Annotated in this window: 14 protein-coding genes; 2 read left to right on the top strand and 12 right to left on the bottom strand. The window is 64.9% G+C overall.

What is annotated here, in order from left to right:
• Positions 1–20: 20 nt before the first annotated feature.
• Genes PH586_RS05615 through gspE form a run of 9 tightly spaced genes read right to left on the bottom strand, consistent with a single transcriptional unit; the run spans position 21 to position 7,444 of the window.
• Positions 21–545, bottom strand: coding sequence for a type II secretion system protein M (locus PH586_RS05615; RefSeq protein ID WP_271346792.1), 525 nt, complete (start codon positions 543–545; stop codon positions 21–23).
• Entirely contained in the window at positions 542–1,684 is a 1,143-nt protein-coding gene (gene gspL / locus PH586_RS05620) for a type II secretion system protein GspL (RefSeq protein ID WP_271346793.1), read from the bottom strand. Before gspL ends, PH586_RS05615 begins: the two co-directional genes overlap by 4 nt.
• Positions 1,681–2,646 carry a type II secretion system minor pseudopilin GspK gene (gspK, locus tag PH586_RS05625; protein WP_271346795.1) on the bottom strand — a complete coding sequence of 322 codons (966 nt, stop codon included), beginning with the start codon at positions 2,644–2,646 and terminating at the stop codon, positions 1,681–1,683. Before gspK ends, gspL begins: the two co-directional genes overlap by 4 nt.
• On the bottom strand, positions 2,643–3,329 hold the full coding sequence (gene gspJ / locus PH586_RS05630; protein ID WP_271346796.1) for a type II secretion system minor pseudopilin GspJ: 687 nt from the start codon (positions 3,327–3,329) through the stop codon (positions 2,643–2,645). Before gspJ ends, gspK begins: the two co-directional genes overlap by 4 nt.
• Complete coding sequence (gspI, locus tag PH586_RS05635; protein ID WP_271346797.1) at positions 3,326–3,709, bottom strand: type II secretion system minor pseudopilin GspI; 384 nt, start codon at positions 3,707–3,709, stop codon at positions 3,326–3,328. Before gspI ends, gspJ begins: the two co-directional genes overlap by 4 nt.
• Entirely contained in the window at positions 3,706–4,284 is a 579-nt protein-coding gene (gene gspH, locus PH586_RS05640; RefSeq protein WP_271346798.1) for a type II secretion system minor pseudopilin GspH, read from the bottom strand. Before gspH ends, gspI begins: the two co-directional genes overlap by 4 nt.
• Complete coding sequence (gene gspG, locus PH586_RS05645) at positions 4,284–4,721, bottom strand: type II secretion system major pseudopilin GspG (RefSeq protein WP_271346799.1); 438 nt, start codon at positions 4,719–4,721, stop codon at positions 4,284–4,286. Before gspG ends, gspH begins: the two co-directional genes overlap by 1 nt.
• 4 nt (positions 4,722–4,725) lie before the next feature.
• On the bottom strand, positions 4,726–5,943 hold the full coding sequence (gene xcpS / locus PH586_RS05650; RefSeq protein WP_271346800.1) for a GspF family T2SS innner membrane protein variant XcpS: 1,218 nt from the start codon (positions 5,941–5,943) through the stop codon (positions 4,726–4,728).
• Between the two features lie 13 nt (positions 5,944–5,956).
• Positions 5,957–7,444 (bottom strand): type II secretion system ATPase GspE, encoded by a 1,488-nt coding sequence (gene gspE, locus PH586_RS05655; RefSeq protein ID WP_271346801.1) that lies wholly within the window; start codon positions 7,442–7,444, stop codon positions 5,957–5,959.
• Positions 7,445–7,671: 227 nt separating this feature from the next.
• Between gspE and PH586_RS05660 the strand changes: the two genes are divergently transcribed.
• Positions 7,672–8,316: a type II secretion system protein N gene (locus PH586_RS05660; RefSeq protein ID WP_271346802.1), complete on the top strand. Its 645-nt coding sequence runs from the start codon at positions 7,672–7,674 to the stop codon at positions 8,314–8,316.
• A 4-nt stretch (positions 8,317–8,320) separates the two neighbouring features.
• Complete coding sequence (gene gspD, locus PH586_RS05665) at positions 8,321–10,252, top strand: type II secretion system secretin GspD (RefSeq protein WP_271346803.1); 1,932 nt, start codon at positions 8,321–8,323, stop codon at positions 10,250–10,252.
• 48 nt (positions 10,253–10,300) lie between these two features.
• On the opposite strand, the gene PH586_RS05670 is transcribed toward gspD, so the two are convergent.
• The 3 genes from PH586_RS05670 to pap form a co-directional block, all read right to left on the bottom strand.
• The gene (locus PH586_RS05670) at positions 10,301–10,561 is read right to left on the bottom strand and encodes a hypothetical protein (RefSeq protein WP_271346805.1); all 261 of its coding nucleotides are present in this window, start codon (positions 10,559–10,561) and stop codon (positions 10,301–10,303) included.
• Positions 10,562–10,818: 257 nt separating this feature from the next.
• Complete coding sequence (locus tag PH586_RS05675; protein ID WP_271346806.1) at positions 10,819–12,003, bottom strand: thiolase family protein; 1,185 nt, start codon at positions 12,001–12,003, stop codon at positions 10,819–10,821.
• A gap of 146 nt (positions 12,004–12,149) precedes the next feature.
• Positions 12,150–13,637 carry a polyphosphate:AMP phosphotransferase gene (gene pap / locus PH586_RS05680; RefSeq protein WP_271346807.1) on the bottom strand — a complete coding sequence of 496 codons (1,488 nt, stop codon included), beginning with the start codon at positions 13,635–13,637 and terminating at the stop codon, positions 12,150–12,152.
• Between the last annotated feature and the right edge of the window lie 9 nt (positions 13,638–13,646).

The raw sequence follows: 13,646 nt of genomic DNA on the forward strand, positions 1-13,646 counted from the left end.
CACGGGATAGACACACCGTCCTACTGCACCACGCGCAAGGTCAACCTTGCCGCCACTTTATTGCCCTCGGCCCGGTCCAGCCCGGCCTCGGCAATTTGCACACCCTGCTGTTCCAGCCGACTGAACCAACGCAGTAGCTGCTCGAATGGCGCCGACTGCACACTGACCTGCAGCGAACCGTCGCTGTCACTGTCCAGTCGCTCGATGGCCAACCCCAGTTCGGCGGCGCTGGCGGTAACCAGCCCCTGCAAGCGTGCCGGATCGAGACTGGCCTGGGGCTGGCTCACCAGGCTGCGCGCCAAGGGTGCCTGTGCCTGGAGGTAAGCATGCAGGGCACGCTCCTGCTCAAAGGCGCTGCGTGCCGCGCTCACCCCCTGGCGCGCCGGCTGCCAAAGCATCAGGTACAACAGCGCCAGCAGCACAAACAGCGCCAGCAGCCCCAGGGCCAGACGCTCGCGGGCCTGCAGGGCACGCCAACGCTGCAACAGCACCGAGCCTTGCAGCTGCGCGGTAGTGGCTCTCATCCACTCGTTCAAACGCCTCATGCTGATCCTCCGATTACCAGACGGGCGCTGACCCCTGCCCCTTCGCGACTGGCCGAGCCCAGCTGCACCGCCAAGCCCGCTTCCTGCAGACGTTCACGTAACCGCTCCAGCTCGGCAAACCCGGGCGCCTGAATCTGCATGGCCAGATCACCACGCACCTCGCTGAAATCCACCTGCTGAATCAGGATCTGCGTGCCCTCCGCGCTCAGCGCCTGATTCACCTGCGTGAGCAGACCGAGCAAGCGCCCCCGAGTGCTGGCCCCGCCTGCCGCCAGGTGCTGATCCAGTTGGGCACGCAGGTTGACCAGTTTGTGGTCGTCGGGGAACAGCTCTCGATAGAGCGCCGCGCTGGCCGCGGCATAGGTCTGCGCCTGATCCTGCAACTGCCAGCCCTGGGCCAGATTGAAGCCCCACTGCAACACCAGCCACAGCCCGACCAGCCCCAGCAGCGGACGCCAGCCCGACCACTGATCACTGTGTTGCTGCGCGGCAAATTCGCCCTGGGCCAGATTGCTGCTGACCACCTGACGGGCCAGCCAGGCATGGCCATCGACCACCTCGACTGCCTCATCCAGCGGCTCCAGTCCAGCCTGCTGAGCGGCTCGATAGACAATATGCGGATGCGCGCAGCCGTCGGCCAGCGCCGGCCAATCCTCGCCAGCCAGCGCCAGGCGCGCCACCCCTTCGCCGCCAAGCAACCAGCGCGACTCCAGGTGCAGCAGCTGGGTGCCCTGACGCGGCAGCAGATCGGCATCCACGGCAATCGTGCAGGGTGGCGTTGGGCACAGCGCCAACCAGCTCGCCAACCAATCGCGACGCACGGCAAACACCCGATGACGGCCGTCCGCGAGCGGCTCGCCCAGGGCCAGGTGCAACTGCTCGATATCCTCGGCGAGCAACTCTTCCACCGCGAACGGCAGCGCCTGGCGCAACCAGCGGGCCTTCTGCGTTGGCAGGCGCACCGCGCAAGCCGTTACCACCTCGACCGGCAATACCAGGGTCCAGGCAGCGCCCGATCCGGCCAGCGCTTGGGCAAACGGCAGACACTGGCTGCCACCCTCGCCCACCCGCTGCACCGGCAACGTCGCCTGGGCGCCGGCACAGGCCGCAGGTGGCAGGAACACATGCAACTTATTCATCGCTCGACTTCCTCGTCGGGTGCAGGCGCAACACCGCCCTGCCCCAGATCACGGGCCAGCACATATAACCGGCCATCGCTGGCACGCTGCAGGGTGCTGCGTAAAACCTGACGGCGATCAGCGACGCTGACCTCGCTGATCACCTGAAAATACTGGCTGCCCACGGCCAGCCGCTGACTCGACACCGGCAAGCCGGGCAACTGCGCGAGAAAACTCGGCAGATCGGCATAGCCCTGCCCCGCGCGCCGGGCTACCAGACCCTCGGCCGTGCTCAGCGGCAAGCCCTCGACCAGGCTCGCCAGCACCCGAGCGCTGGCGGTATTGACGTTGAGGGGCGCATCCGCCGGCAAGGCGCTGACCCAGGGCAACAAGCGCCGGTAATCGACTTCAGTCATCTCCAGCAGCAGGCGCAGCTCGGACACATCGACCAGCACACGATTGGCCGCGCGGTAGGCCGGTGCCGCCAGCAGGTACTGATTATCCTCGGCGCCATAGCCACCGCTCGGCTCCTGATCGGCGTCCAACCAGTCGAGCAAGCGCTCGGCATAGGGCGCGTCGATCTGCAGACCGCCGAGCAGGCGACCAAACTGCGCCACCGCCGCGTCATTGGGCGCACCCTGGTCTACCAGGCTATTGAGATTGAAACGCCCCGTCGGATCGCTGATTTGCACGCGCAACTCACCGCCCTCGTCCAGGGCGAAGGGCGCCAACGGCTGCGCCCAGGCTTCGTCCAGATGATCCACGGGCGCGCGCGGGTCGCCTTGCTGCAGATCGCGGCGCAACAGCGCCTTGGCCAGGGTTTCGCCACCCAGCGCGTATTGCCAGGCCTGACGCACATGCAATTGATTGGCGCTACTGCGAATCGACAGCTGCTGACGGGCGATGATCCCGGCGCAAACCACCGTCACCACCGCCACCACCAGCATCACTGTGATCAGCGCCACCCCGCGCTGGGCCTTCATGGCTCGCGCACCTCAAGCGGTTGTTGTGGCTCGTCCGACTGATCCGCCACCGCGGCCGGCGCCGCGCCCTCGGGCAGCGCATCGGTCAAGCGCAGTAGACGCCGCAACTCGCCATAACGCCGGTGTTCGAGCAGCAGTTCGAGCGCCTGGGGCAATATGCTCAGCCGTTCCTCGCCACTGGCCGCAGGAGGCGGCCAGCTGCTGTGCCAGTTGCCGTCGCCATCCAGGTAACGCAAACCGATGGCCGTCACCCCATCCAGCGCCTGCTGCACCAGGGGCTGGCTGTCCTGAGCCTGGTCGAGCACTTTCCAGTAGCGCCGCTGCCACTGCTCGCCGCTCAGCTGCCAGCGCACCCGCTGCACCTCGGCGCGCGCCAGGCCGAGGGGATTGCGCCAGCCGGCGCGGCTCAGCTCCACTCCGGCGTCATCGCCCTCCTCGCCGAGCAGGGCCGGACGCGGCTCGCCGAAGGGATCGCGTACCGGCCGCCCGCTCACCTGCAGCAGGTCGCGCTCGAAGGCGGCGATAGCACGCACCAGCTCGCGCAACTGGTGTTCGTGGTCGCGCGTGCGGTTGTCGGTCTGCAGCACGCTGTCGAACATGCGATAGCTGGCCAAGCCGAGCAGGACGAACAGCGCGATGGCGATCAGCAACTCGAGCAGGGTGAAACCACGTGCGCGCCTCATCGGCCATCCTCGAGAAAGCCGCTCAGGCTGATCACCGCGCGCTCGCGCAGGTCGCCAGCGCGAGCGCCGCTGGGCGCCACCCACAGGGTGACCCGGCGCATGCTCGGCTCGCTGGTCGCCTGGATCTCGCTCTGCCATTGCCAGCGCCGCCCGGCGAACGCCAGCTCGCCCTGGTCGCGACCATCGCCGGGCGGCGCTTCGGCCAACTGCAGTTCGCTCAGGCGATTGTCGGCGATCCACATCGCCAGGGTCTTGTCCTCCAGGCGCGAAGCGGTTTGCAAACTGCGTGCGCTGGCGGTCAGCACGCTGGCGGCGACCACGGCGAAGATCGCCAGGGCAACCAGCACTTCGAGCAGAGTGAAGCCACGGCAGCGCCTCATCCGCGCCGCCCCGCCTGGCCGTCACTCTCGACTTCGACCCTGGGCAAGCGGAAGCCATCGCTGGACAACAACAGTCGCAAACCATCTTTGCGCCGTTCGTTCAAACGCAGGCGAAAGGGGCTGAGCTCGCCACTGGAGAGCAGCAGCAACTGCGGTATGGGATTGGCCGCACCGCGCGGCTCGGCCGTCGGCTGCGGCAATTGCAGCGCCTCGCCCTCCAACTCGACGCTCAACTCGGCCCAGGCCGGCAAACGATGCGACTCATCATCCAGAGCCTGCCAGCGCGCAGCCAGCGGATCGTAACGCAGCACCCGGTAGCCCTCGGCATGCAGCAGCAAGCCGTATTCGCGGTTGTCCAGCACCGCTTCATCGGCCAGCACAGCGATCAACCCGGCCAACCGCTCGGCCTCGTTACGCAACTCGCGGGCCGGGCCGGCGATGCCGGTACTGAGCACGGCCAGGCCGATCAGGCTGCCGAGAATCACGATAACCACCAGCAGCTCGACCAGGGTAAAGCCCCGGCCGGCTCTGGACGCGCCACTGCGGCAGGCACGCATGGCGCAGGCAAGATTCATCAGAGATCCCAGTTACCGATATCGGCATCCAGCTCGCTGCCGCCCTGCTTGCCGTCGGCGCCCAGCGAATAGAGGTCGAAGGCCCCCTGGGTACCGGGCGCCAGGTATTGATAGGCAGTGCCCCACGGGTCCACCGGCAGGCGCTTGAGGTAGCCGTCGCGGTTCCAGTTCTTCGCCGGCGGGTTGCCGGAGGGCTTGTCCACCAACGCCTCCAGCCCCTGCTGGGTGCTGGGATAGGCGTAATTGTCCAGCTTGTACATGTCCAGCGCGGCGGCCACCGCCTTGATGTCACCCCGGGCCACCGTGACCTTGGCCTGATCCGGCCGGCTCATGATCTGCGGCACCACCAGGGCGGCGAGAATGCCGAGGATGACCACCACCACCATGATTTCGATCAGGGTGAACCCTGCCTGCCCGCGCGTGCTTGTGTTTTTCACCTACTTACCCCACCAACTGATTGAGAGACAGAATCGGCAGCAGGATGGCCAGCACTATGACCAGCACCACTGCGCCCATGAACACCAACATGAACGGCTCGAACAGCCCGACCAGCAGCGCCACCTGGGCGCCCAGGTCGTTTTCCTGATTGCGTGCCGTACGCGCGAGCATCTGGTCCAGCTCGCCGGAGCGCTCGCCGCTGGCGATCATGTGCAGCATCATCGGCGGAAATTGCCCACTGGCCTCCAGCGCGCGGGTCAGGCTCCCGCCTTCGCGGACCTTTTGTGCTGCCACCACCACCTCAGCGCGGATCACCCGGTTGACGATCACCTCGGCGCCGATGCCCAGTGCCTCAACCAACGGCACGCCACTGCGGGTCAGAATGGCCAGGGTCGAGGCGAAACGGGCGCAGTCAGTCGCACGAATCAGGCCGCCGCACAGCGGCACGCGCAGCAGCACGCCGTGCCAGCGCCGCTGCAGCGCCTCATCGCGCAGCGCCCAACGCAGGGCGAAGAAACCCAGCAGCGCGAGGATCAGCGCCAGCCAGCCCCAGCCCTTGACCCACTCGCTGGCAACGATCAAACCGCGCGTCAGCGCCGGCAGGGTCTGCCCGGAGTCGACGAACACCCGCACGATGTCCGGCACCACGTAGCCGAGCAGAAAGCCGACGATCAGCAGCGAGGCGCCCATCAGGATCAACGGATAGAGCAGCGCCAGCTGGATCTTCTGCCGCGACTGCTGGCGCTGCTCGGTGTAATCGGCCAGCTGTTCCAGCACCGGACCCAGGTGCCCGGCATGCTCGCCGGCCGCCACCGTGGCCCGGTATAGCTCGGGAAAGGCCGCGGGAAATTCCTTGAGACTGCTGGCCAGGCCATGGCCCTCCAGCACCCGCGCGCGCACCGCCAGCAGCATGCCCTGGATCCGCGGTGCGCGGGCCTGGGCCGCAGCCGCGCGCAGCGCCTCCTCGATCGGCAGCGCGGCCTGGATCAGGGTCGCCAGCTGGCGGGTGAGCAGGGCCAGATCACGTGCCGACAGCCCGCGCGCCAGACTGAAATGCCCGCCACCCGGGGCCTGCTCGCGGGTACGCGTGGCCTGGACATCCAGCGGCGCCAGCTGCCGATCGCGCAGAGTCTGCCGCACCTGACGGGCACTGTCGGCCTCCAGCACACCCTTGTGCTGGCGACCATTGCCATCGAGGGCAAGGTATTCGAATGCGGCCATTGGCGCTCCTAGCTCACTCTTCCTGGGTGACGCGCAGTACTTCTTCCAGGCTGGTCAGCCCTTCCAGTACCTTGCGCCGACCGTCCTCGCGAATGCTTGGACCGAGGCTGCGCGCGTGGCGGAGCATGTCCTGCTCGGCCGCGGCGTTATGGATCAGGCTGCGCAGGTGATCGTCGAACATCACCAACTCGTAAATCCCGGTACGGCCACGGTAGCCCTGCTCATGACACTCGCTGCAGCCGCGGGGGTGATACAGGGTTGGCGGCGCTTGCGCGGCGACGCCGAGCAAGCCGCACTCGGCGGCATCGGCCTGGTAGGCCGCCTTGCAGTGCGGGCAGAGCACCCGCACCAGGCGCTGGGCCAACACGCCGAGCAGAGAGGAAGACAACAGGAAGGGTTCGACGCCCATATCCACCAGCCGGGTGATGGCGCCGATGGCGCTGTTGGTGTGCAGGGTGGAGAGCACCAGATGACCGGTCAGCGACGCCTGCACGGCGATCTCGGCGGTGTCCTTGTCGCGGATCTCGCCGACCATCACCACGTCCGGGTCCTGGCGCAGGATGGCGCGCAGACCACGGGCGAAGGTCATGTCGACCTTGGGGTTGACCTGGGTCTGGCCGATACCCTCGAGGTGGTATTCGATCGGGTCTTCGACGGTGAGGATATTGCGGCTGCGATCGTTGAGGCTGACCAGGCTGGCGTACAGCGTGGTGGTCTTGCCGGAACCGGTGGGACCGGTGACCAGCAGGATGCCATGGGGCTTGCGCACGGCTGCCTCCATCAACCGGCAATCGCGCGCGCTCATGCCCAGATGCTGCAGATTGAGGCGTCCGGCCTGCTTGTCGAGCAGGCGCAGCACCACCCGCTCGCCATTGGCCGAGGGCAGCGTGGAGACGCGGATATCCACCTCGCGGCCACCGACCTTGAGGGAAATGCGCCCGTCCTGGGGCACGCGCTTCTCGGCAATATCCAGGCGCGCCATGACCTTGATCCTTGAGACCAGCAGCCCCGCCAGCTCGCGCTTGGGCTCGAGCACCTCACGCAGGATGCCATCCACGCGGAAACGCACCACCAGGCGTTTCTCGAAGGTTTCCAGGTGGATATCCGAGGCATTTTCCTTGATCGCTTCGCCGAGGATGGCGTTGATCAGGCGGATGATCGGGGCGTCGTCTTCCTGCTCCAAGAGGTCTTCGATTTGCGGCACCTGCTCGGCCAAGGCCGCCAGATCAAGACTGCCGCCGAGCCCCTCGGCCAGCTGCATGGCCCCGGCTTCGTGCTGATAAGCCTTGGCCAGGGCCTGCTCGAACGCTTGCGCGCCGAGCGCCAGCAGCGGCAGGCGCTGGCCAAGGAAACGCTGCGCCTCAGCCAGCGCCACCAACTCGACCGCGGGCCGGTAAGCCAGGCAGGGCGCTGGCTCGGCAGCCAGCAGCACCACCCCGTGACGCTTGGCGAAACCGAAAGGCAAACGGCGCAAGGGTTGTTCAGTGAGTAAAACGCTCATCCTGGAAATGCCTTGAATCTGTGACGTGGGGTAAGCATCAAGGCCTAAGGCTGGCCCACGCTGATATTGGTTAAGGGTTATGCCTGCATGCTGCGGGACTCAAGCAGGGGGCCATCTTTAGCACATCATGTGCGGCCACACACCACCCTAACGGGTGACTGAAAAAGCCTCGTCAACTGACTATGATCGGCGCGCGAAACCCTGCCGCACAGCCCTGGATCCCTGGAGTGACGCCCTTGCCTTTTCCGGCAACTCAACGCTGGCTACAACAGCACGCCACCGCCCTGAGCGGTGCCCTGCTGGTCCTGATCATGAGCATCAGCCTGGCCTGGCAGACGGCCGACTGGCTGCGCCTGCTGCGCGCACCGGCAGTAGCCCCGTCGGTGCAAACGGCACAACTGACCGTCAACGGCGCCAGCCATAGCCTCGCCCAGCTGTTCGGCGCCACTACGTCCGACAGAACTGCCGCACTACCCACCAGCCTGCGCCTGACCCTGCTGGGCAGTTTCGTGCATGCCGACCCGGCGCGTTCGAGCGCCATCATTGGCGACGCAGATAACCAGCCTCAGCGCTACTCGATCGACGGCGAAATCAGCCACGGGGCTCGCCTCAATGCCGTTCATGCCGACCACGTCGAGTTGCTGCGCAATGGCCAACGGGAAATGCTGGCCTTTCCTCGCCGCCAACCCGAGCAGTTGCTGCAGACGCCCGCACAACCCGCAGCGGATACCCCGAGTCAATTCGACGAGCCGCAAAACGATAACCTCACGCAACTGCACGAACGCATGGACGCCCTGCGCCAGCAGATGGAGGCGTCCGGCAGCCTGCCGAGCGACGTCGAAACCCCCGACCAGACCACGGAAAGCAACTGAACCGATGACCCCGATTTTCTCGCGCCTGACCTTCGCCCTGCTTGCCGCAGGCATGACCCTCGGCCCCCTCCCTATCTATGCCGCCATCAACCCGGTAATGCCCAGCGTCAACCAACAGGAAGAAAGCTGGACGATCAACCTGAAGGGTGCTGATATCCGCGAGTTCATCGAGCAGATCGCGCAGATCACCGGGGAAACCTTCATCGTCGACCCGCGGGTCAAAGGCCAGGTCAGTGTGGTATCGAGTACGCCCCTGACCCTCAGCGAGGTGTATCAGCTGTTTCTCTCGGTGATGGCCACCCATGGCTTCAGCGTCCTCACCCAAGGCGAGCAGGCGCGCATCGTGCCCAACGCCGAGGCCAAGGCCAATGCGGGGCAAGGCCCAGCAGCGCCGGACCGCCTGGAAACCCGCCTGATTCAAGTGCAGCACAGCTCGGCAACCGAACTCATTCCCTTGCTGCGCCCGCTGGTGCCGCAATATGGCCACCTGGCTGCCGTCACCTCGGCCAACGCCATCATCATCAGCGATCGCAGCGCCAATATCGCCCGCGTCGAGGAGCTGCTGCACCAGCTCGATCAGACAGGCGATCGCGATTACAGCGTGCTCGACCTGCAGCATGCCTGGGTCATGGATGCCGCCGAATTGCTCAATAAAACCCTGGAGCGTGGCCAGGCCAAAGGATCGGCCGGTATCCAGGTGATCGCCGACTCGCGCACCAACCGCCTGATCATCCTCGGCCCGCCAGCGGCACGCGCCAAGCTGGTAGCCCTGGCGCAATCGCTGGACAGCCCGACCAGTCGTTCGGCCAATACCCGGGTGATTCGCCTGCGCCATAACGACGCCAAGGCCCTGGCAGAAACCCTCGGCGAGATCTCCGAAGGGCTGAAAACCCAGGGCGACGGCGAGTCCGGCGGAAGACCGCAGCAGGTCCTGATCCGCGCCGACGAAAGCCTCAACGCCCTGGTGCTGCTGGCCGATCCGGATATGGTGGCGACCCTCGAAGACATCGTCCGCCAGCTCGACGTACCGCGCGCCCAGGTCATGGTGGAGGCGGCCATCGTCGAAGTCTCCGGCGACATCAGTGACGCCCTCGGCGTGCAGTGGGCGGTGGATGCCCGTGGCGGCAACGGTGGCCTGGGCGGGGTGAATTTCAGTGGTACCGGGCTCTCGGTGGGCTCAGTGCTGAATGCGATCCAGGAGGACACCATCCCGAGCAATCTACCGGATGGCGCCATCATCGGCCTCGGCAGCAACAGCTTCGGCATGCTGATCACCGCGCTGTCGGCCAACACCAAGAGCAACCTGCTGTCGACCCCCAGCCTGCTGACCCTGGACAACCAAAAGGCGGAGATCCTGGTCGGCCAGAACGTGCCCTTCCAGACCGGCTCCTTCACCACCAGCGCTGCGGGGGCGGACAACCCCTTCACCACCATCGAGCGCCAGGACATCGGCGTGACCCTGAAAGTCACCCCGCACATCAACGAAGGCGCCAGCCTGCGCCTGGAGATCGAGCAGGAAATCTCCTCCATTGCCCCCACCACCCAGGGGGTCAATGCGGTAGACCTGATCACCAACAAACGCTCGATCAAGAGCACCATCCTCGCCGAAGACGGCCAGGTCATAGTGCTCGGCGGGCTGATTCAGGATGACGTGACCCAGACCGTCTCGAAAGTGCCGCTACTGGGCGACATCCCCCTGCTCGGCCGCTTGTTCCGCTCCAACAAGGACACCCGGATCAAACGCAACCTGATGGTATTCCTGCGCCCCACGGTGATCCGCGACGTCGCAGGCCTGGCCGCACTCTCGGGCAAGAAGTACAGCGATATCCGCGTGCTCGGCGACGTGCGCAGCGATTACCGCCCCGGCATCCTGCCGCGCGACCCCGGCAAACTGTTCGATCGCGACCCTACGCCGGCCATCGACCTGCGCAAGTGAAGCTGGCCGGGCGACGCAATCGATTGGCGTGCTGTTTGTGGCAATCGATTACTTGCTGTCGATCTCCTCTGGTTCGATCTTTGCTGCAGGGGCTGGGCGGTAGGCAGCATTAGTCGAGGGATCGGCTGTTACAACCCGAGAGGACTCAGTAAGCCCCTTGGGTTTGATGGTAATCACAGGGCCATACTTGATCGATGGTGGCGGACTGACATTGGCTTTGAGCGTAATCTCCGCATCGCCGGCCAGGGCACACTGGCTCGCGATGGACAATACGATCGCTGCCGTCATGCTAATAGGGCAAATTTTCATCGGGTATTCCTTCTTGGTTAGGGTGTTACTCGTTAGTCGAACGCTTTTTCAAGACGGTTCACTTTTTATTAACACCCGACTGGCAGGCAAGCCGGAGGGTCAGCTGACAGCCGCCATACGCCACCCCTGGGCCTGCGGCGGCAGGGACTCCAACTCTTTCTTCCTGCCAACAACCTTAGCTGGCGCGACGAACATAAAAAAACCGCGTCAAACGACGCGGTTTTTTTGTGGCCAGGCCCTGCTTACATGGCTGGGTCTCAGCGATACGCCTCGAACAAGCCGGTAGCGCCCATGCCGCCACCCACGCACATGGTGACGATGCCGTAACGCAGGTTGCGTCGCTGCAGCTCGCGCACCAGATGGCCGACCTGGCGCGAGCCGGTCATGCCGAAGGGATGGCCGATTGAAATCGAGCCGCCATTGACGTTGTACTTGTCATTGTCGATGCCCAGGCAATCGCGGGCATACAGGCACTGCGAGGCAAAGGCTTCGTTGAGCTCCCACAGGTCGATATCGGCAACGCTCAAGCCCTTGGTCTTGAGCAGCTTAGGCACCGAATACACCGGGCCGATGCCCATTTCGTCCGGCTCGCAGCCGGCGACGACGAAGCCGCGGAAATAGGCCTTGGGTTCGAGGCCCAATTCCAGGGCTTTTTCCAGGCTCATCACCAGGGTCATGGAGGCGCCATCGGACAACTGCGAGGCGTTGCCGGCCGTTACCGAACCGTCATCGGCAAATACCGGCTTGAGTCCGGCCAGGCTTTGCAGGGTGGTGTCGGCACGATTGCAGTCGTCGCGATCGACCACCGCCTCGAGCAGCTGCTTCTCGCCAGTGGCCTTGTCTTCGACCAGGTACTTGACGCTCATCGGCACGATTTCGTCGTCGAACAGGCCTTCGGCCTGGGCTCGCGCAGTGCGCTGCTGGCTCTGCAGGGCATAGGCGTCCTGGGCTTCGCGGCTGACGTTGTAGCGACGGGCAACGATCTCGGCAGTCTGACCCATGGGGAAATAGATACCCGGCACATCCTTTTGCAGGATGGGGTTGAACAGATTGTCGGTGTTCATGCTTTTCAGGGTCATGGTGATCGATTCGACACCACCAGCGACGATGATCTCGCTGCAACCCGAGGCGATCTGGTTGGCGGCGATGGCGATGGCCTGCAGACCCGAAGAACAGAAGCGGTTGAGGGTCATGCCGGCGACCTGGGTGCCCAGGCCGGACAGCACTGCCACGTTGCGGCCGATGTTCATGCCCTGGGCGCCTTCGTTGGAGCCTGCACCGACGATGCAGTCTTCTACCAGCGCCGGATCCAGGCCACTGCGCTGCAGCAGCGCGTTCACGCAATGAGCCGCCATATCGTCCGGACGGGTCTGGTTGAACTTGCCACGAAAGGATTTGGCCAGGCCAGTCCGCACGCTATCGACAATCACCACTTCACGCATGATGCACCTCATTGTTGTTGACGTTGAATATAGGGTGAGAATAAGGCCGAACAATCTAAGCCCGCGACGATCATTCACCAGTCGTATGCGCGGCCATCGTTGCCTGGTCGTATGCACGCCCCAATATGTGGCTGCGACGGATGCCCTCAGTCCTTGGCGAACGCCGCCTCCAGCGCCTCATTGATGGTGCGCAGCACCTTGACCCGGGCAAAGCGCTTGTCATTGGCCTCGACCAGGGTCCAGGGCGCGATCTCGGTACTGGTACGGTCGACCATATCGCCCACCGCATCGCGGTACAGCGGCCACTTCTCGCGATTGCGCCAGTCGTCCGCGGTGATCTTGAAGCGCTTGAAGGGGGTCTGCTCACGCTCCTGGAAGCGCTGCAACTGGGTGTCCTGGTCGATCGCCAGCCAGAATTTGACCAGCACCACGCCAGCGTCAGCTAATTGCTCTTCGAAGTCGTTGATCTCGCCATAGGCCCGCAGCCAGTCAGCGGGACTGCAAAACCCTTCGACCCGCTCCACCAGCACCCGGCCGTACCAGGACCGATCGAACATGGTGAACTTGCCGCGCGCCGGAATATGCCGCCAGAAACGCCACAGGTAGGGCTGCGCACTCTCCTCGTCGGTCGGCGCCGCTACCTGCACGATGCGGTACAGGCGGGGATCGAGCGCCGCCGTCACTCGACGAATCGCGCCGCCCTTGCCGGCGGCATCGTTGCCCTCGAACGCCGCCACCAGGGCATGCTTGCGCATGCGTTTGTCGCGCAGCAAACCCGACAGCCGAGCTTGCTCGGTGACCAGTTGCTCGTTGTAGTCATCCTTGTCCAGCGCCTGGCTCAGATCCAGGCTGTCGAGCAGGCTTAGATGATCCAGGCTGGGCGTCGGCGGCGGCGCATGGGGCTGAGCCTGCGACTGGCCACTGGCTTTGAGCGCAGCTTGCAAACCATCGAGGAGAGTTTGCCCGACCGTCAGGCTGCGGTAATACTCGTCCACGCCCTCGACCACATACCAGGGCGCAAATTCACGACTGGTGCGGCGCAGCACCCGCTCGCCGACCCGCACATACTTGTCGTAGGTCTTCGACTGCTGCCAGTCCAGCGGGCTGATACGCCAACTGTGCAAGGGATCGTCCTGCAACGACTTGAGGCGCACCCTCATCTGCTTCTTGGACAGATGAAACCAGAACTTGAAGATCAGCGCGCCCTCGTCACAGAGCATGCGCTCCAGGGCCGAGGCCGCATCGATGGCCTGATCCAGCACGGCATTCTTGAAATGGCCCTGCACCCGCCCCTGCAGCATCTGGCTGTACCAGTTGCCGAAGAAAACCCCCATGTGCCCCTTGGGCGGTAACTGGCGCCAATAGCGCCAGGCCGGCGGCCGGGCCAGCTCCTCGTCAGTCTGCTGATCAAAGGTATTGACCTGGATCAGGCGCGGATCCATCCACTCGTTGAGCAGCTTGACCGTCTCACCCTTGCCGGCCCCCTCGATGCCGCAGAGCAGGATGATCACCGGAAACCGCCCCTGATCCTTCAACTCGTACTGGGCTTGCAGCAATGCCTCACGCAACTCCGGCACCACGGCATCGAAGGTGGCTTTATCGATGGCGTGGCCAATCTCGGCGGACTCGAACATGACTAGCTC

This window comes from Pseudomonas aestuarii, from assembly GCF_027988105.1.
GTDB classification, from domain to species: Bacteria; Pseudomonadota; Gammaproteobacteria; order Pseudomonadales; family Pseudomonadaceae; genus Aquipseudomonas; species Aquipseudomonas aestuarii.